The sequence below is a fragment of the Myroides sp. N17-2 genome (assembly GCF_002286775.1).
Lineage (GTDB): Bacteria > Bacteroidota > Bacteroidia > Flavobacteriales > Flavobacteriaceae > Flavobacterium.
The window spans coordinates 80,310-106,052 of record NZ_NSGJ01000012.1 but is presented as its reverse complement, the minus strand read 5'-3'; the positions used below and the strand labels follow the sequence as shown (position 1 = coordinate 106,052).

General features: G+C 34.3%; 32 protein-coding genes. 14 read left to right on the top strand and 18 right to left on the bottom strand.

Annotated features, from left to right (window positions below):
* The 7 genes from arsB (at position 1) to CF599_RS06955 (ending at position 5,318) form a co-directional block, all read left to right on the top strand.
* On the top strand, positions 1 to 1,023 hold the full coding sequence (gene arsB, locus CF599_RS06985; protein ID WP_121965342.1) for an ACR3 family arsenite efflux transporter: 1,023 nt from the start codon (positions 1 to 3) through the stop codon (positions 1,021 to 1,023).
* Positions 1,024 to 1,860: 837 nt separating this feature from the next.
* Positions 1,861 to 2,664 (top strand): bifunctional 2-polyprenyl-6-hydroxyphenol methylase/3-demethylubiquinol 3-O-methyltransferase UbiG, encoded by an 804-nt coding sequence (locus CF599_RS06980; protein ID WP_121965321.1) that lies wholly within the window; start codon positions 1,861 to 1,863, stop codon positions 2,662 to 2,664.
* 60 nt (positions 2,665 to 2,724) lie between these two features.
* Complete coding sequence (locus CF599_RS06975) at positions 2,725 to 3,294, top strand: AAA family ATPase (protein ID WP_121965320.1); 570 nt, start codon at positions 2,725 to 2,727, stop codon at positions 3,292 to 3,294.
* Positions 3,269 to 3,787, top strand: a complete 519-nt coding sequence (locus CF599_RS06970) for a GNAT family N-acetyltransferase (RefSeq protein WP_121965319.1) — start codon at positions 3,269 to 3,271, stop codon at positions 3,785 to 3,787. Before CF599_RS06975 ends, CF599_RS06970 begins: the two co-directional genes overlap by 26 nt.
* A gap of 25 nt (positions 3,788 to 3,812) precedes the next feature.
* Entirely contained in the window at positions 3,813 to 4,373 is a 561-nt protein-coding gene (locus CF599_RS06965) for a Crp/Fnr family transcriptional regulator (protein ID WP_121965318.1), read from the top strand.
* Between the two features lie 63 nt (positions 4,374 to 4,436).
* On the top strand, positions 4,437 to 4,769 hold the full coding sequence (locus CF599_RS06960) for a multidrug efflux SMR transporter (protein WP_121965317.1): 333 nt from the start codon (positions 4,437 to 4,439) through the stop codon (positions 4,767 to 4,769).
* 15 nt (positions 4,770 to 4,784) lie between these two features.
* Positions 4,785 to 5,318, top strand: a complete 534-nt coding sequence (locus CF599_RS06955; protein WP_121965316.1) for a DUF4269 domain-containing protein — start codon at positions 4,785 to 4,787, stop codon at positions 5,316 to 5,318.
* A 227-nt stretch (positions 5,319 to 5,545) separates the two neighbouring features.
* On the opposite strand, the gene CF599_RS06950 is transcribed toward CF599_RS06955, so the two are convergent.
* Positions 5,546 to 6,025 (bottom strand): hypothetical protein, encoded by a 480-nt coding sequence (locus CF599_RS06950; protein ID WP_121965315.1) that lies wholly within the window; start codon positions 6,023 to 6,025, stop codon positions 5,546 to 5,548.
* Positions 6,026 to 6,191: 166 nt separating this feature from the next.
* Between CF599_RS06950 and CF599_RS06945 the strand changes: the two genes are divergently transcribed.
* Together CF599_RS06945 and CF599_RS06940 are read left to right on the top strand one after the other, a co-directional pair.
* On the top strand, positions 6,192 to 8,153 hold the full coding sequence (locus tag CF599_RS06945) for an ATP-binding protein (RefSeq protein ID WP_121965314.1): 1,962 nt from the start codon (positions 6,192 to 6,194) through the stop codon (positions 8,151 to 8,153).
* Positions 8,146 to 8,778, top strand: coding sequence for a response regulator transcription factor (locus CF599_RS06940; RefSeq protein WP_121965313.1), 633 nt, complete (start codon positions 8,146 to 8,148; stop codon positions 8,776 to 8,778). The genes CF599_RS06945 and CF599_RS06940 overlap by 8 nt, the downstream gene beginning before the upstream one ends.
* Positions 8,779 to 8,823: 45 nt before the next feature.
* Here the strand turns inward: CF599_RS06940 and CF599_RS06935 are convergent, their stop codons facing one another.
* From CF599_RS06935 to CF599_RS06900, 8 genes are all read right to left on the bottom strand, one after another.
* Positions 8,824 to 9,552 (bottom strand): FAD-binding oxidoreductase, encoded by a 729-nt coding sequence (locus tag CF599_RS06935; RefSeq protein ID WP_121965312.1) that lies wholly within the window; start codon positions 9,550 to 9,552, stop codon positions 8,824 to 8,826.
* Between the two features lie 296 nt (positions 9,553 to 9,848).
* Positions 9,849 to 10,706 carry an AraC family transcriptional regulator gene (locus tag CF599_RS06930; protein ID WP_121965311.1) on the bottom strand — a complete coding sequence of 286 codons (858 nt, stop codon included), beginning with the start codon at positions 10,704 to 10,706 and terminating at the stop codon, positions 9,849 to 9,851.
* A gap of 115 nt (positions 10,707 to 10,821) precedes the next feature.
* The gene (locus CF599_RS06925) at positions 10,822 to 11,025 is read right to left on the bottom strand and encodes a hypothetical protein (protein ID WP_121965310.1); all 204 of its coding nucleotides are present in this window, start codon (positions 11,023 to 11,025) and stop codon (positions 10,822 to 10,824) included.
* A gap of 135 nt (positions 11,026 to 11,160) precedes the next feature.
* A complete protein-coding gene (tpiA, locus tag CF599_RS06920; protein WP_121965309.1) occupies positions 11,161 to 11,916 on the bottom strand; it encodes a triose-phosphate isomerase in 756 nt (251 codons plus the stop codon).
* 1 nt (position 11,917) lies between these two features.
* Positions 11,918 to 12,499, bottom strand: a complete 582-nt coding sequence (locus tag CF599_RS06915; protein ID WP_121965308.1) for a TlpA disulfide reductase family protein — start codon at positions 12,497 to 12,499, stop codon at positions 11,918 to 11,920.
* 24 nt (positions 12,500 to 12,523) lie between these two features.
* Positions 12,524 to 13,600, bottom strand: a complete 1,077-nt coding sequence (locus CF599_RS06910) for an ABC transporter permease (protein WP_121965307.1) — start codon at positions 13,598 to 13,600, stop codon at positions 12,524 to 12,526.
* A 12-nt stretch (positions 13,601 to 13,612) separates the two neighbouring features.
* Entirely contained in the window at positions 13,613 to 14,713 is a 1,101-nt protein-coding gene (locus tag CF599_RS06905; RefSeq protein WP_121965306.1) for a BT_3928 family protein, read from the bottom strand.
* 29 nt (positions 14,714 to 14,742) lie between these two features.
* Positions 14,743 to 15,288 (bottom strand): DUF1599 domain-containing protein, encoded by a 546-nt coding sequence (locus tag CF599_RS06900; protein ID WP_121965305.1) that lies wholly within the window; start codon positions 15,286 to 15,288, stop codon positions 14,743 to 14,745.
* Positions 15,289 to 15,413: 125 nt separating this feature from the next.
* On the opposite strand from CF599_RS06900, the gene folP reads away from it, so the two are divergent.
* Both folP and CF599_RS06890 read left to right on the top strand, forming a co-directional pair.
* Positions 15,414 to 16,238: a dihydropteroate synthase gene (gene folP / locus CF599_RS06895; protein WP_121965304.1), complete on the top strand. Its 825-nt coding sequence runs from the start codon at positions 15,414 to 15,416 to the stop codon at positions 16,236 to 16,238.
* Positions 16,235 to 16,843: a hypothetical protein gene (locus CF599_RS06890; RefSeq protein ID WP_121965303.1), complete on the top strand. Its 609-nt coding sequence runs from the start codon at positions 16,235 to 16,237 to the stop codon at positions 16,841 to 16,843. Before folP ends, CF599_RS06890 begins: the two co-directional genes overlap by 4 nt.
* A gap of 112 nt (positions 16,844 to 16,955) precedes the next feature.
* Here the strand turns inward: CF599_RS06890 and rlmH are convergent, their stop codons facing one another.
* The 7 genes from rlmH to CF599_RS06855 form a co-directional block, all read right to left on the bottom strand.
* The gene (rlmH, locus tag CF599_RS06885; RefSeq protein WP_121965302.1) at positions 16,956 to 17,429 is read right to left on the bottom strand and encodes a 23S rRNA (pseudouridine(1915)-N(3))-methyltransferase RlmH; all 474 of its coding nucleotides are present in this window, start codon (positions 17,427 to 17,429) and stop codon (positions 16,956 to 16,958) included.
* A gap of 146 nt (positions 17,430 to 17,575) precedes the next feature.
* The gene (locus tag CF599_RS06880; protein WP_121965301.1) at positions 17,576 to 18,265 is read right to left on the bottom strand and encodes a hypothetical protein; all 690 of its coding nucleotides are present in this window, start codon (positions 18,263 to 18,265) and stop codon (positions 17,576 to 17,578) included.
* A complete protein-coding gene (locus tag CF599_RS06875) occupies positions 18,262 to 18,873 on the bottom strand; it encodes a hypothetical protein (protein ID WP_121965300.1) in 612 nt (203 codons plus the stop codon). Before CF599_RS06875 ends, CF599_RS06880 begins: the two co-directional genes overlap by 4 nt.
* Positions 18,870 to 19,523 carry a hypothetical protein gene (locus CF599_RS06870; RefSeq protein ID WP_121965299.1) on the bottom strand — a complete coding sequence of 218 codons (654 nt, stop codon included), beginning with the start codon at positions 19,521 to 19,523 and terminating at the stop codon, positions 18,870 to 18,872. Before CF599_RS06870 ends, CF599_RS06875 begins: the two co-directional genes overlap by 4 nt.
* 22 nt (positions 19,524 to 19,545) lie before the next feature.
* Positions 19,546 to 20,181, bottom strand: a complete 636-nt coding sequence (locus CF599_RS06865) for a hypothetical protein (RefSeq protein WP_121965298.1) — start codon at positions 20,179 to 20,181, stop codon at positions 19,546 to 19,548.
* 11 nt (positions 20,182 to 20,192) lie between these two features.
* Entirely contained in the window at positions 20,193 to 20,834 is a 642-nt protein-coding gene (locus CF599_RS06860) for a hypothetical protein (RefSeq protein ID WP_121965297.1), read from the bottom strand.
* Positions 20,835 to 20,854: 20 nt separating this feature from the next.
* A complete protein-coding gene (locus tag CF599_RS06855; protein WP_121965296.1) occupies positions 20,855 to 21,190 on the bottom strand; it encodes a PadR family transcriptional regulator in 336 nt (111 codons plus the stop codon).
* A gap of 169 nt (positions 21,191 to 21,359) precedes the next feature.
* Here CF599_RS06855 and CF599_RS06850 point away from each other — a divergent pair, with 169 nt between their 5' ends.
* Entirely contained in the window at positions 21,360 to 21,791 is a 432-nt protein-coding gene (locus CF599_RS06850) for a hypothetical protein (RefSeq protein WP_121965295.1), read from the top strand.
* Between the two features lie 177 nt (positions 21,792 to 21,968).
* Entirely contained in the window at positions 21,969 to 22,550 is a 582-nt protein-coding gene (locus CF599_RS06845; protein ID WP_121965294.1) for a hypothetical protein, read from the top strand.
* A 240-nt stretch (positions 22,551 to 22,790) separates the two neighbouring features.
* On the opposite strand, the gene CF599_RS06840 is transcribed toward CF599_RS06845, so the two are convergent.
* Positions 22,791 to 23,681 carry a Fic family protein gene (locus tag CF599_RS06840; protein ID WP_121965293.1) on the bottom strand — a complete coding sequence of 297 codons (891 nt, stop codon included), beginning with the start codon at positions 23,679 to 23,681 and terminating at the stop codon, positions 22,791 to 22,793.
* Between the two features lie 288 nt (positions 23,682 to 23,969).
* Positions 23,970 to 24,938: a hypothetical protein gene (locus CF599_RS06835; protein WP_121965292.1), complete on the bottom strand. Its 969-nt coding sequence runs from the start codon at positions 24,936 to 24,938 to the stop codon at positions 23,970 to 23,972.
* A 149-nt stretch (positions 24,939 to 25,087) separates the two neighbouring features.
* Between CF599_RS06835 and CF599_RS06830 the strand changes: the two genes are divergently transcribed.
* The gene (locus tag CF599_RS06830; RefSeq protein ID WP_121965291.1) at positions 25,088 to 25,738 is read left to right on the top strand and encodes a hypothetical protein; all 651 of its coding nucleotides are present in this window, start codon (positions 25,088 to 25,090) and stop codon (positions 25,736 to 25,738) included.
* Positions 25,739 to 25,743: the final 5 nt, after the last annotated feature.

The following is a 25,743-nucleotide window of genomic DNA, read 5'->3' as shown; positions in this document are numbered from 1 at the left end:
ATGAAATTCTTAGATCGCTATCTGACCCTTTGGATATTTATAACGATGATTATAGGTGTGGGAGTAGGGTACTTTTATCCAGCTATACAAGATGTTATGGCCTCTGTCACGATAGGAAGTACCAATATCCCATTGGCGATAGGGTTAATCGTGATGATGTATCCTCCATTGGCAAAGGTTGATTACAGTCTGTTGCCTAAAGCGTTTAAAGACAAGAAGGCATTGACTTCCTCTTTAGTCTTGAATTGGGTAATAGGGCCTGTCTTAATGTTCATATTAGCTATCTTATTTTTGCGCGATCAGCCTGATTATATGATCGGTGTTATCCTAATCGGATTGGCAAGATGTATAGCGATGGTCTTGGTTTGGAATGATTTGGCAAAGGGAAATAAAGAGTATGCAGCTATGTTAGTAGCCTTAAATAGTGTATTTCAAGTATTGTTTTACAGTGTGTATGTTTGGTTGTTTATCAATGTCTTACCTGCCAAATTAGGTATAGCGAACTATGCTATTAATATAGACATCATAGCAGTAGTACAAAGTGTGTTAATCTATTTAGGAGTGCCGTTTTTGGCAGGATTTTTAAGCCGAAAATACTTGGTGAAATACAAAGGAGAGCAGTGGTATAATCAAAAGTTTATTCCTCGTATATCGCCGTTTACACTATATGCCTTACTATTCACTATTCTGCTAATGTTCTCGTTTAAGGGACAGCAAGTAGTAGAGCTTCCGATGGAAGTAGTAAAGGTAGGTATTCCCTTAGTTATCTATTTTGTCTTGATGTTTGCAGTAAGTTTTTGGATGAACTATCGTATGAAACTACCTTATGATCACAATGCTGCTATCGCTTTTACTGCTTCGGGAAATAACTTTGAATTAGCGATTGCCATTGCCATCGCAGTATTTGGGATTCACTCACCACAAGCTTTTGTGGGGGTAATCGGCCCTTTAGTGGAAGTCCCTGTTTTAATCGGATTAGTGAAGTTAAGCCTCTATTGGCAAAAGAAATATTATAAAGCTTAAAGGCTGAGGTAGAGAAATATCTACTTCAAAAAAAATAGAATATAGACGTAGTACTTAGTTGTGCTACTTTTTTTTTGTTTTCGATAGTTGATCAACTTCAAATTAATAAAAGTACGTGTTAGAATATTTTATAAACCGCCTAACCTCGTGAAGGCACGAGTTAAAAATGATTATGCTTATAGCATTAATTAATATCCAAAATCTATGCAATTGTAGTTTATCTCAATATTAGATCCAACAACCCATTAAAGGAAAATTCAAGATGAACGATAAGACTATAGACGGGCAAAAATTTCTCAGCCCTTGTATTGTCCTAGCATTGTCCTATAAATGTCCTAGGATTTCACAGTAAGGCTTGAATTTACTAGGGGTAAAGGGTGTTTAGGGTATTTATGTAATTTGGAAGATAATTGTTAATGTGTTGTTTTGTAGTTGTTTAGGTTAAATAGGCTTTTAAAAAAATGTACATAAATTTAATAAATGGATGTCTCAGATAACCTGTAGAGGGGGGGTGTCAAAAAAAGTGTTACTTTGGATTGACTGAAAAGTACTTTTTTTACTATTTATGAAGAAGAAAGGTAAAAAAAGGATGTAGAATTTTAATAGATGATTCTATGTATTCAATACTTGTTTTGAGATGTATGATTAATTTGTTTTCGGTCTTTATTGTAGTTTCAACTTGGATTGTGAATGGGAGCAATTGATATATTTTTACTAAACAGCTAGGCTATTATACTAGCGACATTAGTCTCTTGTAAAATACTGTATTTAGATGTGTTAACTATGTGTAGAATTACCTATTTTTAGTGCTTTAAAACTAACGTAAGAATTAGGATGATGGATGCAGAGCACAATTATATAGATGTTAATAAGAAAACTTGGAATGAGAAGGTAGAGATACACGTAGATTCTGAGTTTTATAATATGAAAGAATTCTTAGCAGGGGAGACGTCTCTAAACGAGATAGAGTTGAATCTATTAGGGGATGTTAGAGGGAAGAAGATTCTGCACTTGCAGTGCCATTTCGGTCAGGATACTATTTCTTTAGCGAGAATGGGAGCTGAAGTAACGGGTGTTGATTTGTCTGATAAGGCGATCGCTAAAGGGCAAGAAGTGGCAGAGCAGTTAGGTGTAGATGTACGTTTTATCTGTAGTGATGTGTATCAACTTCCAGAGGTATTAAAGGAGCAGTTTGATATCGTATATACCAGTTATGGCGTGATCGGATGGCTACCTGATATGAATAAATGGGGAGAGGTAGTCGCTAAGTTTGTCAAGCCAGGTGGGAAGTTTGTTTTTGTGGAGTTTCATCCTTTGATTTGGATGTATGATTATGACTTTACCAAGATAGAGTATTCTTATTTTAATGTAGAGGCTATCATAGAAACAGAGAGTGGTACCTATGCAGATACATCTTCTGAATCGGAATTTAATACCGTCAATTGGAATCACAGTATCGCTGATGTGGTGCAGGGAATAGTTAATAATCAATTGCAAATCGCTACATTCGAAGAGCATAATTATTCACCTTATCCGTGTTTTAATCACGTGGTAGAGATAGCACCTAAGAAGTATCAGATCGCGCCGTTCGGAGATAAAGCACCTTTAGTATATGCTATCGTAGCTAAGCAAGGCTTATAAATCTGCGTTAACGAGTTTACAGCCTAAAACCAATTACTGTTAGCAGTGAACCAAAAACAAATGAAAATACCGCCATTTTATATATTTACGGGAGGACCAGGTAGTGGAAAGACTACACTTCTCAATGCTTTGCAGGCTAAAGGATATACTGTAATGGCTGAGGTAGGCAGGGCAATTATCCAACGTGAACAAGCAAAGGATAGTGAAGTGTTGCCTTGGGCGAATAGACAGTTGTTTTATGAAGCGATGTTGGGGCAGTCTATTGCTGATTATAGACAATGTACTACAGATACAGTAGTGCTGTGGGATAGAGGGATTATAGATAGTATAGGATATGCCATTTTAGAAGGGCTTGATGTGAGTGAAGAACAGCATCAGCTAGCCTCCAGTCTCCATTATATGCCTACTGTGTTTATCCTTCCGCCGTGGGAAGAGATTTATACCCAAGATAAAGAGCGAAAGCAGGATATGACTATAGCTATTAATACTTATGAAGTAATGAAAATAACGTATCAAAAATACGGTTATAGGGTAGTAGAAGTGCCTACGGGGACTGTCGATGAGCGTGTAAGTTTTGTGATTAAGATATTAGAACAAGAAGAAGATGAAAGAAATAATAGAGACAGATAGATTAATAATCAGACCCTTAGAAGAGGGGGATGTAGAGGGGATGTATCTCTTAGATAGCGATATACGTGTACAAGAGTATTTAGGTAAGAAACCAATACAAAGTAAAGAAGAGGCTCTTGATACAATACGTTTTATCAGAAAGCAATATGAGGATTTCGGTATTGGTAGATGGGCAGTGATAGAGAAAGAAACGAGTACTTTTATCGGTTGGACAGGATTTAAATATTTAAAGGACGGCCCAGGTGGGGTAGCAGAATATTTAGACATAGGGTATCGCTTTATTTATGACGCGTGGGGTAAAGGGTACGCTACTGAAACTGCAAAAGCTTGCTTGGTGTATGCGGATAAGTATTTGACTGTACTGCCTATACACGCTAGCTCAGAAGTAGGGAATACTGGCTCTAGACACGTGTTAGAAAAAGCAGGTATGAAAGTAGTTGATACATTTTTAGATGAAGGTGTGCCAAATTATTGGTATATTAGACTTGTATAACAATAAGCTATAATCAGGAACCGCTATGAATATGTTGATTAGATTATTCGAGCAATATGGGTATTTATCTCCGATGTGTATAGATGCACTACAGAAAAATATTCAGATCACTTATAAGAGAAAAGGGGAGTACCTACTAAAGAAAGGTCAACTCTCGGGGAGTCTATATGTCTTAGAAGAAGGGTTTGTGCGTGGGTTCTATATGCATAATGATCAAGAGATAGATGTGTGGTTTGCCTTTGAGCAAATGATTATGGGGTCTACTTATCAGATGTATAAGAGCAAGGCATCTCTGGAGTATATCCAATGTATGGAAGACTGTGTGGTATATGCTATTCCCAATCAAGTATTGTTTCGCTTTTACAAAGAGTATCCTGAGCTCAATCTAATTTTGAGGAGAGCGACAGAAGACTATTGTTTGCAGTTGGAGGATAGGGCTTTTCAGTTACAGACGATGTCTGCTACAGAGCGTTATCATCGATTAATAAAAGACTTAGGAAGTGATGTACATCGCATCCCTCTTGGCAACATCGCCTCTTACTTAGGTATTTCGCAAGAGACATTAAGCAGAATAAGACGAATTTGATATATATCAAAATAGTAGCCCTCAAATGAGGGCTATTTTTGTACCCTAATATTAGTGTGATATATGAAGAATTTCATCTTTTTGTTCATAGCGATTTGCTGTGAAGTAGTGGGGACAAGTGCCTTAAAGGCATCTAATGAGTTTACGAAGTTGTGGCCTAGTGTATTGACTATTGTGATGTATGCGGCTGCGTTTTATTGTTTGAGTTTGACTTTGCGCAGTATCCCTGTTGGAGTGGCGTATGCGATATGGTCTGGGGTAGGAATAGTATTAGTAACTTTGGTGGCTATCGTGCTGTATAATCAGAAACCAGATTTGCCTGCGATAGTAGGTTTAGGGCTGATTATAGCAGGAGTAGTAGTAATCAATGTGTTCTCTAAAATGAGTGCACATTAGTAGTTATATAGATAAATGAGTAATATTGATTTTAGAAACCTGACTTATTTAAAACAAGGTAATGTAGTACAACAGATTATTGGTGAGGTACTTGAACAATATCGTATAATGGATACACTTAAGTTTTTTGATCCTGTATTGATAGGAACCTTTCCTATTGATATTGCGATAGAGAGTAGTGATTTAGATATTGCTTGTTGTTTTGAAGATAGGGAAGGGTTTATTCAAGTAGTAGGAATAGCTTTTTCTTCTATGCAAGACTATGTGTTAACAGAGGTGATTATTGCTAGTATACCTACTGTGGTTGTCAATTTTACGATAGCAGAGTTTCCTGTAGAGTTATTCGCTCAGTCTATTGCCGTCGAGCAACAGAATGGCTATAGACATATGCTGATAGAACATACTGTATTACAAGCTAAAGATGAGGTGTTTAGGCAAGAAGTTATCAAGCTAAAAGAATCAGGAATAAAGACAGAACCTGCCTTTGCACAGTTGTTAGGATTAAAAGGAGATCCGTATGAAGCGCTGTTAATGTATAAAAGTAGTTGAGGCTATAAAGAGAAATTGTGGGGACTATATATCTTTCTTTATATTATACCTTAAATCTGTAACTACAATTTATTCTCGTTTAAACGTTATCTGTAGATTTAAGGTTATAAATAAAATTAACCACTAAGGATTGGGGTCTATAGTGGTTAGTTTTTATATACACATCATAAGACAACTAAGAATAATCGATGTGTATATTTTTAGTCTAAAATAATAGTGGTGGTTGGTTAGAAAGTGTATTGTTTAGTGAAGTCTTTACCATCACCTGATAAAGTAGCTTTTTCACTAATAAGTACCTTTCCTGCTTTTTCTATTGTATAGTTAAATGGTAGATCAGCTCCATAGTTGATAATCTGTACACTACCAGTAAGGGCGTGAATAGGTTCTGTTGTTTCGATAACATACGTTTTCGCTCCTGTACCGAAGTCTTTTTTGCTTAAACTAGCAGCGGCTTCATTTGTTTTTACGACACCATTTACTTTCCATACATCTGTTTTACCAGTGATAGTACCTCCTACAAAAGTGATTGATACATAATCTCTATCTTGGTCAACATCAGCAAGCGTAACAGTGATTTTATACGTGTCTTTTTCTTGCTTAAATGGTTCACTACTATTGTCATCACTACTACATCCTGTAGTAAATAGACCTAATGTCAATAAGGTTAGTACACCTAAAAGGGCAGTTTTGAATTTTGGGTTTTTCATAAGTCTTGTTTTGTTTTATATGTGAAATACAAATATCTATAGATTGATATTTTATGACAATAATGGAATACAATGAATCTGTTTCTAATGGTTTACCATTATTTTTTTGTTGCATAATGATGCTTTATTTTTTATGATGATATTTGTATTCTAATTAGTTACCCCCATGTGTAAGAACTTGTATTTACTTTTTGTCCTTATCTTTTTAACCCAATGGAGTTATGCTCAGCAAATATTGCCTCTAGATGAAGAAGGTTATTTAAAACAGATACAACAGCAAATAGATGCTAGTAAAGACGAAAAAATAAGTTTAGAGAATTATCTTCTTCTCTCTGAATTTTATGCACCGATAGATAGTATAAAAAGTAATCAAGCTTTAAAAAAAGCTTTGTCCTCAACACATACAGAACTTTTAGAGAAAGGAGTAATAGCATATTATCAAGGAGTTCACTATGCTAATTTAGGAGATAAAAAAAAGGCAAAGAAGTACTATGAAGTGGCAATAAATGAACTTCAAAAGAGTACACATCATATGGATGTACTTATTAGAAGTTGGTATAACTATGCTTATGTTCAAGTGGAAGATAAAGGGTATGAAGTATTAGTAAAGACACTGACAGAGCAATGTATCCCTTTAAGTGAGAAAAGTGATAATAAACTATATCTAGCATATGCCTATACACAAGTAGGCCTGACGTTTATGTCTGTGGGACAATTAGATAAAGCGGAAGAGTACCACTTTAAGGCATTAGATGTATTAGCTAATGTACCTAAAGAGGGAGTGATACATCTGATTACCTATTTTAATTTAATAAGTAATTATTGTTATCAAGCAGATAGCTCCTCAGCTAAAATTTATTTAGATAAGGCTACAGCACTTTTATCAAAGTATCCTGATTCTAGACAGTATCCTAATTATTATTATCAATTAGCACTATATCATACTACTAGACAAGAGTATCCACTTGCATTAGAGGTTTTAAAAAAAGGAATAGAATTATCTAAGGAAAAGAAACAGCCTAAGCTGACACAGATGTTATATTTCAGGATGTATAATGTCTATTTGATGCAACGTGATTATTTAGGCGCAAAGACTATATTAGAACAGATATTAAAGAATAATATTCTGAGTAAAGAGGCGATGAACAGGAAGATAACGTTTACCCAATTAGCTTCAGTCAATGAAATGATGGGAGATTATAAAGAGGCATATCAATGGATGAAGGAGTCAAGTGTATTAGGAGATAGTCTACAACAACAGAAGTTGTTAGAAAAGATGAATGAGTTGGAGATATTACATCATACAACAGAGAAGGAGCAAACTATTAATCAGTTGATGCAGGAGAAAAAAGAGGATGCTCTGTTAGCAAAGAATAAGAATATGCGTATTCTCTTTTTGGCGATTGGATTTGTATTGAGTGTTGTTATTGCTTTTTTAACGTACTTGAATTATAGAAATCAACAGAAGCTAAATAAGCAGATTAGTCTTAGTCATCAACAAGAATTGCAGAATTTAGAGAACAAGCGTAAGTATGAGGCTTCACAGGCAGTATTAACAGGAGAAGAACAAGAAAGACAACGCATTGCCCAAGACTTGCACGATAGTATGGGAGGGATGTTGGCTAATATTAGAATGTCTATCTCGTCTCTTGAATTAGAACAGTCAGACCCGTTATTAAATAAGATAGATAAGTCTATCTCAGAGATGAGACGCATTTCTCGTAATCTGATGCCAGAGACGTTGAAGAATTTAGGGCTTGAAATAGCAGTAAAAGAATTGTGTGAATCAATGAGCCATAAGCATCTGTGCATTCAGTTTGAAGCGTTTAATATAGGAGAGACTATTCCTTTTCAAACCCAATTAGGATTGTATCGCATAGCACAAGAGGGAATAAGCAATGTTATTAAGTATGCGCAAGCGAATAATGTGATTGTACAGATTAGTCAGAATGAAGATGTACTAAGTCTTACTATAGAAGACGATGGTATTGGGTTTGATACCTCTGATGTAGTGTATGGATTAGGTATTAGTAATATTAAAAACCGTATACAATTAATAGGTGGTACAGTAGAGATAGATTCTCAAAAAGGACAGGGAACAACGATAAATGTAGAGTGTAATGTGTAATAAAGATATAATTACTTTAGCAATAGTAGATGATCACCCTATGATATTAGAAGGGCTAAAATCCTTGTTTCAGGGGTATAGTAAGTATCAGATATTTCTCTTTACGAGAGGAGAAGCTATACTAGATTTTATAAATGAGAATAGAGTAGATGTGGTATTACTCGATATCATTTTGAATGATGGAAATGGTTTAGACTTTTGTAAGAGTATAAAGCAAAAGTCAAAAGATACAGTGGTACTAGGTATTAGCAATCAAGAAGAACGAAGTATAATCTTTCGTTTCTTAGAGAATGGTGGAAATGGGTATATTCTTAAAAATGCAGATTCTAAAGAAATTGTAGACTGTGTGGAACGCGCTATAGTTGGAGAATTGGCATTGAGTAAAAAAGTACAAGAGATCATGCTAACACAACTGTCTCATTCCTTAGAATTACCTCGATTAACAAAACGTGAAAAACAAGTACTACAGGCTGTATCTAATGGGCATACATCTGCTGAAATAGCAGATATGTTATTTATATCTGTGATTACTGTAGAAACTCATAGAAGAAATCTACTGCAAAAGTTCAAAGCAAAAAATATGTTTGAGCTAGTAAAAATAGCGACAGAGAATAAACTGATATAGTCTATTCTCTGTGACAGTTGTTTATTGGTTTAGTTTGCATATTTTTTATAGTCCAACTTTTCCTTCCGCCCAAAAAGGCTGTGTGATAATATTATTAGCAGACACTCCTTTTGCTCTAAGTGCCTTTCTAAACTTCTGTATACTTTTACTATTACCCATAAGGTAAAATTGTCCGTGCATAATCTTATTCCAGCGATAAGTATCTATAGATCCTAGATAATCTACTGCAGGATATACTTCTTTATCATCTGATTTCTCGATGTATTCCATATAAGGTAAATAGTCGTTGGCATATGTTATGGCATTATCACTCAACTCAAGTATACCCTCTAGTTTGTGATTGTTTTTTTTCATTTCTTCTTGTAAGGCTTGGCAAAAACCGATACAAGTATCATCACCATAGAAAAAATGGTAATAGGTGTTTTCATCATAGACATTCTGACCTCTTGGTAGGCTAGACGTTAGTTGTGCCCCGATGGCTACTTCTCTAAAAAAGGTTGTTCCCGGACCTTTTGCTTTCTGATGAAAGAGCACATCGAAGTATCCTTCTTCTTTATTAAAAGCACTAGGTGTATAGTTTCTATATTCTGTATCTGATATCTGCATTAATATCGCCTGTCCTATCTCATATTTTGAATTAGATAGGTTTGCTTCAAAGCGTATTCTCAGTAGTTCAGTACTTATTTGTTCTTTTTGAGTGACTGTAACTGTGATAAACATCTTGCTCCAAGCAGTCTTTACGATCGTTCCTATTAGTTTTGGTATCTTCGGCATATCATTTTTATTTAAAACAAAGGTCTAGATAAACTGATTCTAAATAATAAAACTTTAATAGGAGATGATTGGATAAATAGAGGGAAGGCGCCTTCGGCTTAAATTAAGAATTAGGAATTAAGAATTAAGAATGTTTGCCTTTCAGGCATAATGTACTTAGATAATATTGAAATAGGAAACGAGGAACTGTAGGGGCGAATTGCAATTCGCCCCTACAACATCACAACATCACGCCATCACAAAAAAACAACTCCACAAAAAAACAACCTCACAAAAAAACAACCTCACAAAAAGACTTAAGCTCGCACTGTATCTCTAAATTGTAAAGGAGTCTGATAAGTTAGTTTTTTAAACATACGTGAGAAATAGGTATGATCTTCAAAACCAAGGTTAAAAGCAATCTCTTTAACTGGTTTGTTGGTATAATAAAGTAGGCGTTTAGCTTCATCTAGAATAGATTTCTTTAGCCAATAACTCACGGTATGTCCTGTTGTTTTCTTTACACAATCATTAAGGTGAGCGGTGGTTATGTTCAACTCATTTGCAAAGTAAGATGGCAGGTTTAAGTGCGTCTGATGTGTGATTAGACGTTTAAAGTTACCTGTGATTACAGTGGGTTGAGACTGTGTACCCAATTCTTTTACTGGTTGCGTATGTGTAGTCTGAGAGCAGATGCTATACAGTGCTGTTGAGAACAGACCATTGATGATCTGCATCTTGTGTTGGCTATCTGTAGCGGTATGTTTCTTCATTAATTCAAAAGTAGTAGCGAGCATATCCATCTCGTCTTCTTTTATGTTTAGAAGTTGTTGACTCTCAGGTAGTGTGTATAGTAGATCATTGATGTCGTTAGGTATTCTATACTCTTGTATACCTAATAGATATCCTCTAAAGTCATCACTAATATGTCTAACGTTGTGTATTTGATGAGGTTTGACGATAAGTATGTTATTGCGTAAGGCAGTGAATGTCTCCATCTCACAGTCCATTCTCATCTCTCCATTAGTAATAATAGATATTACGTAATAATCATCTCTATGTGTATGGTTAATGATAGACTTCTTCTGATCTATATGGGTATGATCTTTTACATAAATACCACCTAAAGCTTTAGGAGACTGGCTGTACGTGATAATTTCGTTAGTATTAGTCATTTGTATATCATTTAATAGAATACAAAGGTATGATAATTATTTAGAACCTGTTTAAATAAGTTGTAAAAGTACTATAAGGAAGGAGGGAGGCTATTTAGTGGATTGAATTGTTAGCTTACTTGGCATACATATATCTTACCCACTCTTTTATGTCGTGTGGATATGCGAATAACTCACCATCTTTTTCTACAAAAGTCTTCCCAAAGAAATACCATTGAAACTCAGTAATAAAGTTCTCAGGTATTGTATCTATTGCAATGAAGTCATTTGCTTTTGATAAGTTATTTAAAAAAGTAATATCGTTTCTTGTAACTAACATATTGCAAATGTATAAATAATTTGTTTACTTTCAAATAATAACTATTTGGTATTCAGTTATGTTTGTTGTTTTTTTGTAAATAAAAAAAAGGCCTTAAGTAATCACTTAAAGCCTTTAGATATATTATAATTGCTATTAGTTAGCAGCGTTTACGATAGCGATGAAGTCATCAGCTACTAGAGCGGCACCACCGATAAGACCACCGTCTACATCAGGTTTAGAGAATATCTCTTGTGCATTACTAGGTTTTACACTTCCTCCGTATAGGATAGAAGTATTCTCAGCTACAGACTTGTCGTATTTTCTGTCAATTTCTTGACGGATAAATGCGTGAATCTCTTGTGCTTGTTCAGGAGAAGCAGTCATCCCTGTTCCGATAGCCCATACAGGTTCGTACGCGATAACAATATTACTCCACTGTTCTTTCGTAAGGTGGAATAGACCATCTCTTAGTTGGTTAAAGATAACGTTTAAGAACTGTTTGTTCTCTCTATCTTTAAGTTCTTCACCGATACAGTAGATTACGCGCATATTATGACGTAAAGCAGTATTTACTTTATCAGCTAATACAGCGTCAGTTTCGTTAAAGAAATGTCTTCTCTCAGAGTGTCCGATGATAACAGTCTCTACTCCGATAGCCGTAAGCATCTGAGCAGATATCTCACCTGTGAAAGCTCCGCCTTCCGCTTGGTGCATATTCTGAGCTGCTACTTGTACATTAGTTCCTTCTAAATGAGCTACAGCACTAGCTAAGTTCACAAAAGTTGGAGCTACGATAACTTCAACTTCTTTTCCAGAAGGTAATTTTTCGATTAACTCGTCTAATAGAGTGTGTGTCTCTGCATAAGTCTTATGCATCTTCCAGTTACCTGCAACGATTGAATGTCTCATATTATTGAATTTTTTTAAGTAAGTCTTTAATTTGGTCGAAGTTCTTTTCAGTAGCATTATAGTATGCTATCTTTCCTTCTTTATCAACTACGATATAACGAGGGATCCAGTTTAAGTCTAATGACTTACCGAAGTCACCTTTCATTCCTTTTCCTTCTTTAGAGTAGTATTGTAGTCCTTCTATACCGTATTTCTCTATTGCTTCTTTCCACGCTTCTTCTGTTTTATCTAAAGAAAGGTTTACGAAAACTACATTAGGAAACTCTTTTTTGATTTCTTTCATTGTAGGTACCGCTTTGATACAGTCAGGACACCAAGCAGCCCAAACATCAATAACAATAGCTTTTCCTTTTTGTTGCTCAAGGATTTGTTGTAACGTAATGGCTTTACCATCTAATTCAGCGAACTCTTGTTCTAAAGCTCTTTGAGCGAAAGCAGTTGTATCTTTTACTTGCTCTACCTCAGGTGTAGCAGTAGTTTCGTCAGCTAGAGTAGTTGTAACTTCTTCTGTTTTTTGTGTTTCTTCTTTACAAGAAGCAAATGATACAGCTACAAGAGCGATGGCGATAAGTATTTTTTTCATAGGTTATATTTCTGTTTTATTGTTTTAATTTAACTTGATTCTAGGGTCTAGATAAGCGTATATCAAATCTACTAAAATAGTAATGATTACGAAAGAAGAAGAGATAATAAGTACAGCTCCCATAATAACAGGTAAGTCTAACGTATTTAACGCATCAACTATCTCTTTACCCAATCCATTCCATCCGAAGATATACTCTACGAATACTGCCCCTGCGAGCATAGAAGCGAACCAGCCTGATAAGGCTGTAACTACGGGATTTAAAGAGTTCTTTAACGCGTGCTTATAGATAATCTGTGGAGTACTCAACCCTTTAGCCTTAGCAGTGCGTATATAATCTTGATTAAGGACTTCTAAGAGCGTATTTCTCATTAATTGGATTACTACAGCTAGCGGTCTAATACCGAGTACTACAGATGGCAGTATCGCATTCTTAAGTACTAAGTGTCTTCCTTCGCCGAAGTCATCTACTTCATAGAGACTCCCTGTCATCGATAGCCCTGTATAACTGTGTAAGATATACCCGAATATCCAAGCAAATAGAATAGCACTAAAAAAAGAAGGGATACTCATCCCGAATGTACTGATAATAGCAATAGTCTTATCAAGCCAAGTGTTCTTAAACAAGGCTGATATAATCCCTAAAAACACCCCTACGAATAGGGCTATACAGATAGCTAAAGTTGCTAGAAGTATTGTGTTGGGTAAGGTCTCAGCAAGTATAGTACTTACTTTCTTACCACTCTTCTGAAAGCTTTCTCTTAGGTAAGGTGTTTTTAGCATTAGATTATAGTTGCTAATGCTAAATAACACTGTACCTGTATATTTATTCTCTGTGTTATAGCTATAATCGCCTGCTGTCTGACTATGTACAGAGAGAGGAGATAAATCGTTTAGATATAAGAGATACTGTCTTCCTTTTGGTTGGTCAAAGCCATACTTCTTTTTGATAGCCAGTAGTTGTTCTGAATTCTCATTTTGGTCAAGCATCATTCTAGCAGGATCGCCAGGCAGGACGTTAAACAAAAAGAACACTACCGTAACTACACCAAATAAAGTGAAGAAAGCGTATAATAGTTTTTTTAAAAAGTAACTTAACAAGGGTAGTTGTTCTTATTTTAAGTTTACAGATTCTCTGTCGTTCCAGTGTTTTTTATCTACGATGACACCACTCTCTATCACTACGATACTAGGGTTACCACGTTCGATAGTCTTAAGTGTAGTCCCATCACAAGTGTAATATTCAAAAGGTAGTTTGTGCTTTTTGATTACTTGTTGGATAAGATCAGGACTTGATGCTGTCATACCTGCTACTACATATCCTTTCACGATCGCTTTATTAGCAAAGTCTCTCATCGCTTCTAGACCAGCTTCGTCTGCTCTATTTAAGTCATACGAGATAAGCATTACTAGCTTAGGCTCTCCCATCATCATTGATAAGTGATCTTCACCATCTTTATCCATTGTTAAGTCATGTATCGGAGGTTGGTATCCTTCTGATACGAGTTTTTCTTCTCTTCTAAGGTATTTAGCACCTTCAGGAAGTTTAGTTAATTCTTTATCTGAGAACTTGCGTTCTTCTCCATTTACATCATAGTAGAATGTGATATCATATACAGCACGTGCTGCATCTTCAGGTATATCCATTCCATTCGGAATATTAGTACCTATTTTATATACTCTAAAGTCTTTAAGAGGAAGGTGATTTAGTACCCAGTATCCCATAAAACTACATAGTACTAAAGAAGCTAATAAGATAATACCATTCACTTTAGACGAGAATATCGGTTTAATCACTTGATTATACTTCATAATGATAAGAATCAAGATTAAAAGTACAATATCTTTCGTAAAAGAACCCCAAGGCGTTAATGGTACTGCATCTCCAAAACATCCACAGTCTGTCACTTTATTAAAGTAAGCAGAGTAGAAGGTAAGGAATGTAAAGAACACAATCATTAAGAATAACAGTCCCAATGTCAACTTTCTCATATATCCAAGTAACAATGCTACCCCTAGAATAACTTCAGCAATGACTAATATCACAGCTAAACTTACTGCATACGGTGCAAAGAAAGGAAGATTAAGAACTGCTTCTGAGAAATACTCTTCTAGCTTATAAGAGAACCCCATCGGGTCATTTAGTTTGACTAAACCAGATAGGATAAATAATACTCCTACAAAGATTCTAGATAATTGAGCTATTATTTTCATAATAATTTGATTGTGTTAGTATGGTGGTTTTATTGGTTAGGCAAGTCTAAGTGTATCAATGCGAATACAGAATAGTTCAGCATATCTTGGTAGTTAGCTGCTATTCCTTCAGATACGATAGTTTTGCCTTGGTTATTTTCTATTTGTTTAACGCGAAGTAGTTTCTGTAAGATCAAATCGGTTAAAGAACTTACACGCATATCACGCCAAGCCTCACCGTAGTCGTGATTCTTATCTTCCATCAGTTGTTTCGTTTCAGCTACTTTTTTGTCATAAAGAGCAGTAGCATCTTCAGCAGATAAATCAGGTTGACTAGCTACTCCTATTTCTAGGTTGATAAGCGCCATAATACAGTAGTTTACGATACCGATAAATTCAGGTATTTCACCTTCATCTACTTTGCGTACTTCGTTTTCTTGAATACTTCTTAGGCGTTGTGCTTTAATAAATATTTGGTCAGTCAATGAAGGTAATCTCAGTATGCGCCAAGCACATCCGTAGTCTTTCATTTTCTTAGTATATAAATCTCTGCATATCGCAATTACTTGGTCGAATTGAGTAGAAGTCGTATTCATTTAGTTTATATTTGTGTAATAATTTCTCAAAAATACTAATAATACTAACCCTTTGAAAGGGGTTGAAGTATTTTTGATGTAATTAATAGTATAAAACTACGTAAAAAAGTAACGCATTGCACACAATGACAATAAATTGTAAGGGAGAATTAATTGATTTGAGTACACCTAAAATAATGGGAATACTGAATATAACACCTAATTCTTTTTTTGATGGCGGACAGTATAAGACAGATAGTGCTTTTTTAGGCCACGCAGAGCAAATGATAAAAGATGGGGCAGACTTTATAGATGTAGGGGCTTACTCTAGTAAGCCCAGTGCAGAGTACGTGACTGAGCAGGAAGAGATAGAGCGTATCGTGCCTATCATTGAGTTACTACAAAAAGAGTTTCCTAAGAGGCATTTATCCATAGATACTTTTAGGGCAGGTGTAGCTCGTGCCACAGTAGAGGCGGGTGCATCGATTATTAATGATATCGCAGCAGGACATCTAGACGAACAGATGTTGCCAACTATCGGAGAACTTCAGGTGCCTTATATTATGATGCATATGAGAGGAAATCCTCAGACAATGCAATCGATGACTGACTATACTGACTTAGTGAAAGAAGTGAATGTGTACTTCTCAGAGCGAATAGCAAAAGCTAGAGAGTACAAGATAAATGACCTAATATTAGATCCAGGCTTTGGGTTTGCGAAGACCTTAGAACAGAATTATGAACTAATGGGAAAAATGGAGTTGTTATCTTCTTTTGAATTGCCTATTTTAGTAGGTATATCTAGAAAGTCGATGATATATAAGTTATTTGACATTACACCTCAAGAAGCATTGAATGGAACAACAGTATTAAATACTGTCGCTCTAACTAAAGGAGCACATATCCTAAGAGTTCACGATGTGAAAGAGGCAGTACAAACAAGAGAAATAGTAAAACAATTGAGTATATGAAAAAAGTATTATTATTAATTCCTGCTATCCTGTTATTAGCAAGTTGTAATAAAAAAGAGATGCAGTTAAGTCGTGCAGCTTTTATTGTGGAAGAAGGAGTGGATGATCATTCACCTATTTACTTTGAAACAGGAGAAGATGGGAAGGCTATAAACATCAATGAAGCAAATAGAATAGCGGGTACGAATTATATCGTATCTATACAACGTGATCTTAATGTAAAAGAAGTATTACAAGAGATTAAGCGTATCAAAGATCACAAATACGCTGAGGATAATATGCACAGAGATGAGAAGGGGGTATATCTTAGCTATGCTGATACCTTACATAAACACTTGTCTCTATTCCCTATTAAAGGTTTTGACTACGGATTCGTAGGGCCAACTACACAAGATAAAGTAGTATATCTTAAAGATGCTAATAACTTCTTAGTAGAAGGAAAGGCTGTAACAAAAGACCACTTATTAGAAGCAATAAAGGATAAGGATAGTCTACAGTTAGGAGTGAATAAAGACCTTACATACGAAACTTATCTACAAACTCGTATCTTCTTAATCGAAAAAGAAGTAGCAGATAAGTTCTTAAAGACAGACTTGATTTATTAGTGACGTTGTTTTTTTGTGATGTCGTTAAGTCGTTGTTTCGTGATTCTGTGACACGTAAAGTAATCGTCTCTACCAACTGTCAACCGTTCACCGTAAACTGTTAACCAAAAATCTATTCGTGGTGATAAGGCTCATTGCGTAGGATAGTAAATCCTCTATAGATTTGCTCTATAATAAATAAACGAATCATCTGATGGGAGAATGTCATTCTAGATAATGATATTTTCCCTTTTGCATTTTTGTATACGTCATCTGAGAAGCCATAAGGTCCCCCGATAACGAATACCAAGGTCTTGATACCTGAGTTCATCTTCTTTTGTAACTCATCTGCAAAGCCTATACTAGTGAACTCTTTCCCCTTGTCGTCTAGTAAGATTAATTGGTCAGTAGGACCTATTTTAGACAAGATTAGTTCACCCTCTTTTAGTTTCTGTTGCTCTTCAGACATATTCTTTGCATTCTTGATATCGGGAATAACTTCTAAGTCAAACTTCACATAAAAAGACAAGCGTTTCATATACTCATCCATTAATGTTATTAGAGGTTTACTGTCTGTTTTACCGATTGCAAGTAATTTGATATTCATCTGTCTGATTTATTTTTTGCAAAAGTAGTTTTTTTCTGTAAAACTACCATACTTGTATGGGGGATATGGTTATATCCAGTGCAGAAGTAAGTCCAATAGATGCACTACGAGTTTAGTTATAAATGCTATCATGAGTAAAGTAATGATTAGATTGTTAATAGTTTACTTTTAATACTTTCTTTCTCTATTTTTAGTTGAGGTGATATCACGAAATGGGTAATATATAGCCACAAGATTGTTGTCAGAATACTAGCAGTGGCTAGTATAATAGAATACTTAGAGATAAAACTTATTAGGTAGTAAAAGACATAGAAGCCAGTTATAGGTAAGCTTAGAATAGATAAACGCGCTCTATCCATTAACCATTTCTTACTAGAAAGCTTATTGAGTCTTTTTACCTTGATTACTTCGATTATAAGATAAATTAAAGATAATAGTATGGATACTAACATAATAGTAGAAACAACATCTCTTCTATCAAAGCTTAATGACAAATAATCAATCATCAGGTATAGTACATAGTATAAGCCTGCTGTTAATATTATTTTAGGCCAATGAAGGAAGTGAAGTACTTCTTTAAAGATTAGTGTGGTATAATGATTATATAAGGACTTCTCCTTGTGATTCACCACATCACTAAATCCGTATACACCAAACTTCTTAAACTCTCTGTCTAATGCTATCTCAAAGTCAACAGTATTATCCTCAGCCCACTGACTCTCTATTCCATTGGCTAAGTGATCGACTAGTTCTACTTCGATGTCATAATACTCCACATAGTGCTTTCTGACGAAAGAGTGTAGTGCTTGTATCTGTTCAGTGGTTAGTGTTGTCATACTCTAGATGTATTACGTTGTGTTTTAAGAGTCTCTATGAAATAGTATATTTGTATTAATGTCGCTACTAATGGGAGTCCTAATAACTTATAAGTAACATCACCACTTAAAAACAGGATATAGTAAAATAAGCATATTCCTCCATACGATAGAGACTCTCTTTTTAGGAGATTAATTCTGTAACCTTTGTTTTTATAATTACTTAGATAAACGAAACCTCCTAAAAGTACCCCCAATAGACTAAAAGTAGAGGCAAGAGCATTAGCAAGGTTATATTCTGATATAGTATACTTAAGTAAGTATGGAGTACTAAAGCCTAATGAAATTAAGATAAAGAAACTTAAACTATCTTTCCAAAACCACTGTTTAGCTAAGAATCTAGGAATATTATTATATCTAATCCATAGATGAGGGCGTAGTTCATTATGCCATTTATTAAACGTCTTTTTAAAAGCAGTCTCATACTCAGCCCTCTCATTCATTAACTCCTCCATTTCACAGGCGATATGATCAAGTATTTCATCACGTGTGTCTTGATACTTGATGTTATATTGAGAGATTAGAAAGTCTTCTATTTGTTTTATTTGGTCAGTAGATAGTGTTTTCATAATTGTTGTATTGAAGATGAGGCTTTAGTGTATTCCTTTTGGAGTTTCACAATGAAATATCCAATTGCACAACTCATAAATAACGCAAAGAATAACATTAAAGGGTTCACATAGACTAAAGCATTTGGATGTACATCTATATAAAGAATGAATACCATCACATCAATTAAGAAGAAGCTAAACCAACTTAATACAGTTATTTGTTCTTTACAATAATCCGTTTTATAGTTAACTACTTTTGTTTTAGCATATTTCGTAACACCATATAACATAATATTAGAAGCAGAAAGTAAGAACGCAAGAAATATTAGTGAAATATAATTTGATAGGAAAGAATAAGTACTAATCACACCTAATGCAGTTATACAGAAAAATCCTGTTAACGCTTTTACATCTTGTCTGATAAATGTATTTACTATAAGTCTAGGCGTTTTCTTCATTAGTAGTAATGAAGGTTTTAATTGACTGTGCCACTTAGCTATCGTTAATTTAAACGCTTCACTAAAGTATGCACCCTCATTCATTAACTCTTCCACCTCACAGGCGATATGATCAAGTACTTCATCACGTGTGTCTTGATACTTGATATTATATTGAGAGATTAGAAAGTCCTCTATTTGTTTTATTTGGTCGGTAGTTAGTGTTTTCATAATTAGTGTTATTAGTTAGGAGTTAAGATGGACTTAATTGACCTTTTTTTATTAAGTTTCTGAATAAATAGATATGAAACCAAGTAATACTAAAGTGATACATAACTACAGTATCTATACTTTTATAGTTTAACTGTAGTAAGTCATCTAAAAAGGTCATCAGAACAAATAAAAGAACACTTAAGCTGATTTCCATAACTAATAATCGTTTGTATATATCTAAGTAATATCCTTTTAGTTTTCTAGTATTATACAGTGAAATTGTTGTCACTAATACGGTAATTGTTAGTATTGACACAAAAGCTGTCAAAGCATTTATTTCAAGGATGCTTAAAAAAACTGTGAATCCAACAGATACAATAAAAGTCAAGAGGTATGTAGCCCAATTAGGTTGATTAATAAGTTTACCTATAGGCTGAGCTATAAACTTAGGAATACCTTTATAAATCCCAAAGTATTCAAGTAGTAATCTAGGATGCCATTTTTTAAAGATTTCATCTAGAGCTTCACTAAAGTATGCTCCCCCATTCATCAGCTCCTCTACTTCACAGGCGATGTGGTCAAGTATTTCCTCACGGGTATCTTGATACTTGATATTATATCTGTTGGTTAAGATATCCTCTATTTGTTTTACATGGTCAGAAGATAGTGTTTTCATAGCTAATTCTTTTAAGCAAACTGTTTTACGCGATATTTATTATTATCCCTGAGTAACAATGTAACGTTGATAAAATGATAAAATGCAATTAATGATAGTATATCAAAATCTCCTATATTAAAATCATTATTTATAAGTCTATATGCTTTGAGACCAAGTATGAGTGTAAATAACAATAATATACTTCCAGATATCGTAGCTTTTAGGTTTAAAAAAGAAGCTCTATAATTATGTCTTTTACGGTTCTTTATTAATAGAAGAATAGATAAAACAAATCCTATGAAGCTAATTGAAAGAAAGCTAACTGTTTGTGTTATATTATCTAATTTTAAGATAACTAAGTTTAATATAAAAAAAAGCATTGTAATACATCCTGCAATCCTCCATCTGTTATCATCACTATTATACCAAGTATTGGATATAAAAGAAGGAACATTTTTGTATTTTAAGTCCTTTCTAGGATTTAAGAGAATGTGCCACTTATCAAACACTATGATAAAGGCCTGTTCAAAGCTATGTTCTGTATTACATAATTCTTCTATTTCACAAAAGATGTGGTCAGTTAATTCATCTTTAATATTGTTGAAGCGAATATTGTATCTTGCTATTTCTGCAATAATTAGATTCTGTTGGTCGATAGTTAGTGTTTTCATAGCATTTAGTTTTTAGTAGGTTAAGCTAACTTAGGGTTAACTATGTTCTGCATATTGCGGATAAAGCTTTCAAGCTCTTCCATTTTAGAAGTAGTTTCTTTCACTCCTGATTCTGTTAACTTATAGTACTTGCGGACTCTGCCGTCTACACGTTCTAGTTCTACATCTAAGAAACCGTCAGCCTCTAGTTTATGTAGGGCAGGGTAGAGCGCCCCCTCTGTTAAACTCATCTCACCTTCGGTTACTTCCTTAACCTTTTGAGTAATCTCATATCCATACATTCGCCCATTCTGATCAAGTAATTTCATAATGATGGCATTGAGACTTCCTTTATATAATTGTTGTTGCTTTTTCATACTTAAGATTCTTATGTATGTCAAATGTATAAAAAATATTGATACCTCCAAATCTTAGGTATATACTTTTTAGATACTTTTTATGTTTAGGTGTGTAAATATTTGATTAGTGTAAGTAATTGTTTGAATTGTTTGGTAATTTTGAATAGTGTTAATAAAAAATAAAGTTATGGAAGAGAATAAGAATATCATTGTAGGCCCTAAGGATCCGAAGAAAGAAGAGTATTATTATGATTTGTTTACTTATATGAAGAAGCTAGGAATGCTAGGTCATAAGTACCTAGTCTTAGTGAGATGCCCATTGACAGACGAAAGACTTAAGTATAAAGAGATTCACTTTAGAAGAGAGTATATAAACCAAGTATCAGAGCATCTACATCAGTTGGATTTTGATACATTATCGAAGATTCCAACAGAGCCTGATGATTGTGCATTTAGATTATCGTTGCGTTACACACCATCAGGTAGAGTTTTTGGATTCCAAATATTCGAAGTAAGAGTTGGTTTTGGTGGAGGTTATTTCTCGATGACCCCTGCTGTAATTCTGTTAGAAGAAGAGGGTAAACGAGCTCTAGAGTTATTAAAGCCAATCTTAAAATAACATCTTCGTGTCTATATTATTCTATTGATGTATAAGGTGTTTGTTGTCAGTGTTTTGTTACATACTATTTTAGAAAGAAAAAAAGCAATAGTAGCGCTTAAAAATAAGTTACTTTAATGAGGGCAAATCAAACTTCTTTGTCCATATTTGTACAATCTAAATGATTTTATAAAAGGTATGAAAAGATTAAGTATACTAGTTGTTTTATGTGGAGGACTAGCATTGACTTCGTGTAAGAAAGAAAAGAAGATAGAGACTATCGAACCTCTAGAAGAGGTAATAGAGTTTCAAGAACCTAAGGCAGATGCTTTAGCATCAGACGTGGTGTTAGGAGTAAGTAATTTTATTAAGAATGAGCTTTTGACAGATGCTGATTTAAAGGCAATGACAGAAACTGATCGTCAGTTTAAGTTATATTCGATAGACTTAAATAACGATGGCAAGAAAGAGACTTTTGTAAGCTTATCAGGTTCTTATTTCTGTGGTTCAGGAGGATGTACAATGTTATTATTAGATTCAAACTATAAATTAATAACGAAGTTTACGGTAATGCAAAGCCCTGTTTTTGTTGAACCAACAGTTGAAAACGATTGGAAAGTTCTAACTGTGAAATCAGGTGGAGAGTGGAAGTCGTTAGTATATGCTAATGGAACATATCCATCTAATCCATCTGTGGTTGCTAAAGCCACTTATGATGCACCAAGTGGACACGCTGAAGTTGTATTCGATGAGAAACAACTTGAAGTATATGAGTTTTAACTTAGAATAAGTGTTGAACTAATCAACCTCGAATAGATAATCCTATTCGAGGTTTTTTTTGTTATTAAAGACACAGATAAATGGGGGTGTCATATTTTTACGATTATCTATACTCATTGCCGAGTGCCTGTCCTACGCGTGCAGTGTTGTTGCTGACAGAAGGGCTGTGAGCAGGAATGGTGCTATAAATATGCTATTATTCAGCAAGAAGCGGGAGGGGGGATTGTTTTTATTTAGTAACTAATATTTAATTTCGAAATAGTCTAGGATGGCTTTGTACTGATCTTGAGCAGAAAGACAGGTATCTAGTAGATATTCTTTAATAGTTGACCATTCTTGTAAACCGCGATAATAAAACATTTTGATGTCATCTTCAATAATAAATGGAACAATATTATTCGCAAGACATTCTTTAAACATAATTAGACGACCTACACGACCATTGCCATCTTGGAATGGATGGATTATTTCGAAGTGATAGTGGAAGTCTATGATGTCCTCTATTGATTTGTTATCTATGTTATTATACGAGGTAAGTAGTTCTTTCATTTTACTAGATACTTCCTTTGGCTGACAGGTTTTATTGCCTCCCACTTCATTAGGGAGTTTCTTATAATCACCTACATTAAACCACTCTTTACGTGCATCAGACGTACCAGATTTAAGCATGTAGTGTAGTTCTTTAATAAGTGATTCAGTTAGCTTCACTTTCGCTTTATCTATGATTAGATTTATACAACTAAAGTGATTTGTCGTTTCTATGATGTCATCCACATTCACACTATCCTTAGTAGCACCTATAGTATTGGTCTCGAATATATATCGCGTCTGATCTTGTGTAAGTTTACTTCCCTCTATTCTGTTAGAATTATAAGTCAGATCTATCTGCGTACGATGATAGATACCTCCTTTTAGTTTCATATCTTTTTGTTCTTTTAAGTGATTTAAAAGGAGATTGTTACTAAACTTTCTAGTTTGTGCTTTTTGTGGTATTGGAGCATCTGCTGGTATATTCCAAGTTTTGCCAGTTATAAAAGCCCCTTGTATCTTACCTGTGGTACAGTAGTTACGTGCTGTTCTTTCTGAGACATTCCATTTGATAGCAAACTCTTTAACTGAAATATAGTTCATAGGATTATTCGTGTTTTGCCTATATCGGCAAATGATTGGCTATAAATGTAATTATAAATTTGCCGTTATCGGCAAGTTTATATGTTTAATTATCTAGTTATGTAAGTTTTTTTTGCCGACATCGGCAAGTATAGATAATCTTAAGATCCTGTAATGCTATATAATTAGGTAAGAAGTTAGGAGAAAAAGATTAGTATAAAACAGGTGTATGTCAACGAATAGATTTTATAGTGTGATGTATTAAATAAATAAAGGCTACCTAGTATTGGATAGCCTTTATTAGTTAGGTTATTTCTCTATGATATTTAATTGAAATCTCATAAATAGATTCTTCTGTTCTTCAAACTCTGCAACTGCCTGATTAAAAGAATAATCTTGAGGATGTTTATTTAAAAACTCAGATTTCAGTTTGTTTAGTTGCTGTCCCATAAGCACATCCTTAAATTCGTCAGTAGATTTACTTCCCTTCATATCTAGCCATTGGTTGAATTCTTGTACTTGTTCTTCTAAAGCTTTTCTGTATTCTGGATCAGTAATGTCATTGAGTTTAGTTAGTTTTATTCTAACTTTTGGCAAATCAGCATAAGGTGTCTTTTCTAATAAGAAGGTAAGTTTGTCTTCACTAACTTGCGCGATGAAATCTTTAAATTCTTGCTCTCTATATATTTTATAGATAGTCTCTTGAAATTTACCAGCTTGATAATTGGGGTCATTGGCTAATTGGCGATTATTTCTTGTGATAATAGGATTAGTAAGCCTTAGTCCCTCAGGCATTGGTTCATCTATATTATATTTCCAATCAAAATCTGATTTACTAATGAAGATATTATTAGAGGCTTGAAAAGGGACAAAAATAGTGGTAATGGTATCATTTACTTTTAAACGAATAGAGTCACTTTGAGTTTTTAATGCCCAAGATGCATATTCTTCAGTAGCCCGTTCATCATTCTCATTCATAAATAATTGTTTATAGAATATGTAGGTGCTTTGAGTAGGATTGATAATAGCTTGCCCTTTATTGGTGCGACCGCCATTGTGGAAAGTAAGTTCTTGATTATTGAACTTTAGTTGATGTTTACCATATGCTAGATCTATTTCTAATTTAGTAATAGGAGGTATATCATAGGCAGTATCGTCTATATATACAGTAATTGGATCATTAGTAGGATTATCTATCCAGTAAGGATTAGAACTCGTATTACAAGAAGTAAATAAGCCTGTAAAACACAATAAACTTAGTAGGATTAATTTTTTCATTTTCTATAGTATTTAGACAAATATACGATTTGTAATAAAAAAAGGTATTTAAAACTGTTGATTATCAGTGATTACAAAAGATACAAACATGTGTTTTTATGAATAAAATGTCTGATTTTTTAAATATATTTGAATGGATATAAGGTAATATGGAACAAATATATATTTCGTGTAGTTTCTCTATGCAACAGGAGTTAAGAGAAGTTACAGATAGGATAAAAGAAGAGATAGAAGCTATCGAATATAAGCCATTTGTGTTTATAGAACAGTATACATTCACACTTCATCAGGAGAAAGAGATGATGATTCAGGCAATGAAAGATATTGATGAGAGTTGCTGCTTATTGGCAGAGACAACAGATAAGGGTATCGGGATAGGAATAGAGGCAGGATATGCTAAATCACAAGGAAAGCCTGTGGTTTATCTACGTCAGACTGATGTTTCTCACTCAACTACAATGTTTGGTCTCGCTGATTATCACATCCTTTATAAGAATATAGAGGACTTAGGCATTCAGCTGCGAAATATACTACCTCAAGTCAAATTAGATGTTATGCTTAGGCAGTATATATTAGATTTGTTAATTAATGGACAGCAGACTTTCACTGCTGAGGTATTAGCTTATCTAAAAGAATATAAAGCTCAAGGAGGAAGGCAAGTGAGAGCAATAGAAACATTGACTGCATTGGCGAAAGTATATGATGTAGTGCCTCAGTGGAGAGATAAGGTAGATGATGTATTAGATATGGTGACAGGGTATTGTAGCAAAGAATGGAGAGTTTGGGATAAAAACGAATAGATTAA

What these genes read in the sequence shown, in the direction of transcription:
- arsB (WP_121965342.1), top strand. Translation starts at nt 1, where the DNA reads ATGAAATTCTTAGATCGCTATCTGACCCTTTGGATATTTATAACGATG.
- CF599_RS06980 (WP_121965321.1), top strand. Translation starts at nt 1,861, where the DNA reads ATGGATGCAGAGCACAATTATATAGATGTTAATAAGAAAACTTGGAAT.
- CF599_RS06975 (WP_121965320.1), top strand. Translation starts at nt 2,725, where the DNA reads ATGAAAATACCGCCATTTTATATATTTACGGGAGGACCAGGTAGTGGA.
- CF599_RS06970 (WP_121965319.1), top strand. Translation starts at nt 3,269, where the DNA reads ATGAAAGAAATAATAGAGACAGATAGATTAATAATCAGACCCTTAGAA.
- CF599_RS06965 (WP_121965318.1), top strand. Translation starts at nt 3,813, where the DNA reads ATGAATATGTTGATTAGATTATTCGAGCAATATGGGTATTTATCTCCG.
- CF599_RS06960 (WP_121965317.1), top strand. Translation starts at nt 4,437, where the DNA reads ATGAAGAATTTCATCTTTTTGTTCATAGCGATTTGCTGTGAAGTAGTG.
- CF599_RS06955 (WP_121965316.1), top strand. Translation starts at nt 4,785, where the DNA reads ATGAGTAATATTGATTTTAGAAACCTGACTTATTTAAAACAAGGTAAT.
- CF599_RS06950 (WP_121965315.1), bottom strand. Translation starts at nt 6,025, where the DNA reads ATGAAAAACCCAAAATTCAAAACTGCCCTTTTAGGTGTACTAACCTTA.
- CF599_RS06945 (WP_121965314.1), top strand. Translation starts at nt 6,192, where the DNA reads ATGTGTAAGAACTTGTATTTACTTTTTGTCCTTATCTTTTTAACCCAA.
- CF599_RS06940 (WP_121965313.1), top strand. Translation starts at nt 8,146, where the DNA reads ATGTGTAATAAAGATATAATTACTTTAGCAATAGTAGATGATCACCCT.
- CF599_RS06935 (WP_121965312.1), bottom strand. Translation starts at nt 9,552, where the DNA reads ATGCCGAAGATACCAAAACTAATAGGAACGATCGTAAAGACTGCTTGG.
- CF599_RS06930 (WP_121965311.1), bottom strand. Translation starts at nt 10,706, where the DNA reads ATGACTAATACTAACGAAATTATCACGTACAGCCAGTCTCCTAAAGCT.
- CF599_RS06925 (WP_121965310.1), bottom strand. Translation starts at nt 11,025, where the DNA reads ATGTTAGTTACAAGAAACGATATTACTTTTTTAAATAACTTATCAAAA.
- tpiA (WP_121965309.1), bottom strand. Translation starts at nt 11,916, where the DNA reads ATGAGACATTCAATCGTTGCAGGTAACTGGAAGATGCATAAGACTTAT.
- CF599_RS06915 (WP_121965308.1), bottom strand. Translation starts at nt 12,499, where the DNA reads ATGAAAAAAATACTTATCGCCATCGCTCTTGTAGCTGTATCATTTGCT.
- CF599_RS06905 (WP_121965306.1), bottom strand. Translation starts at nt 14,713, where the DNA reads ATGAAAATAATAGCTCAATTATCTAGAATCTTTGTAGGAGTATTATTT.
- CF599_RS06900 (WP_121965305.1), bottom strand. Translation starts at nt 15,288, where the DNA reads ATGAATACGACTTCTACTCAATTCGACCAAGTAATTGCGATATGCAGA.
- folP (WP_121965304.1), top strand. Translation starts at nt 15,414, where the DNA reads ATGACAATAAATTGTAAGGGAGAATTAATTGATTTGAGTACACCTAAA.
- CF599_RS06890 (WP_121965303.1), top strand. Translation starts at nt 16,235, where the DNA reads ATGAAAAAAGTATTATTATTAATTCCTGCTATCCTGTTATTAGCAAGT.
- rlmH (WP_121965302.1), bottom strand. Translation starts at nt 17,429, where the DNA reads ATGAATATCAAATTACTTGCAATCGGTAAAACAGACAGTAAACCTCTA.
- CF599_RS06880 (WP_121965301.1), bottom strand. Translation starts at nt 18,265, where the DNA reads ATGACAACACTAACCACTGAACAGATACAAGCACTACACTCTTTCGTC.
- CF599_RS06875 (WP_121965300.1), bottom strand. Translation starts at nt 18,873, where the DNA reads ATGAAAACACTATCTACTGACCAAATAAAACAAATAGAAGACTTTCTA.
- CF599_RS06870 (WP_121965299.1), bottom strand. Translation starts at nt 19,523, where the DNA reads ATGAAAACACTAACTACCGACCAAATAAAACAAATAGAGGACTTTCTA.
- CF599_RS06865 (WP_121965298.1), bottom strand. Translation starts at nt 20,181, where the DNA reads ATGAAAACACTATCTTCTGACCATGTAAAACAAATAGAGGATATCTTA.
- CF599_RS06860 (WP_121965297.1), bottom strand. Translation starts at nt 20,834, where the DNA reads ATGAAAACACTAACTATCGACCAACAGAATCTAATTATTGCAGAAATA.
- CF599_RS06855 (WP_121965296.1), bottom strand. Translation starts at nt 21,190, where the DNA reads ATGAAAAAGCAACAACAATTATATAAAGGAAGTCTCAATGCCATCATT.
- CF599_RS06850 (WP_121965295.1), top strand. Translation starts at nt 21,360, where the DNA reads ATGGAAGAGAATAAGAATATCATTGTAGGCCCTAAGGATCCGAAGAAA.
- CF599_RS06845 (WP_121965294.1), top strand. Translation starts at nt 21,969, where the DNA reads ATGAAAAGATTAAGTATACTAGTTGTTTTATGTGGAGGACTAGCATTG.
- CF599_RS06840 (WP_121965293.1), bottom strand. Translation starts at nt 23,681, where the DNA reads ATGAACTATATTTCAGTTAAAGAGTTTGCTATCAAATGGAATGTCTCA.
- CF599_RS06835 (WP_121965292.1), bottom strand. Translation starts at nt 24,938, where the DNA reads ATGAAAAAATTAATCCTACTAAGTTTATTGTGTTTTACAGGCTTATTT.
- CF599_RS06830 (WP_121965291.1), top strand. Translation starts at nt 25,088, where the DNA reads ATGGAACAAATATATATTTCGTGTAGTTTCTCTATGCAACAGGAGTTA.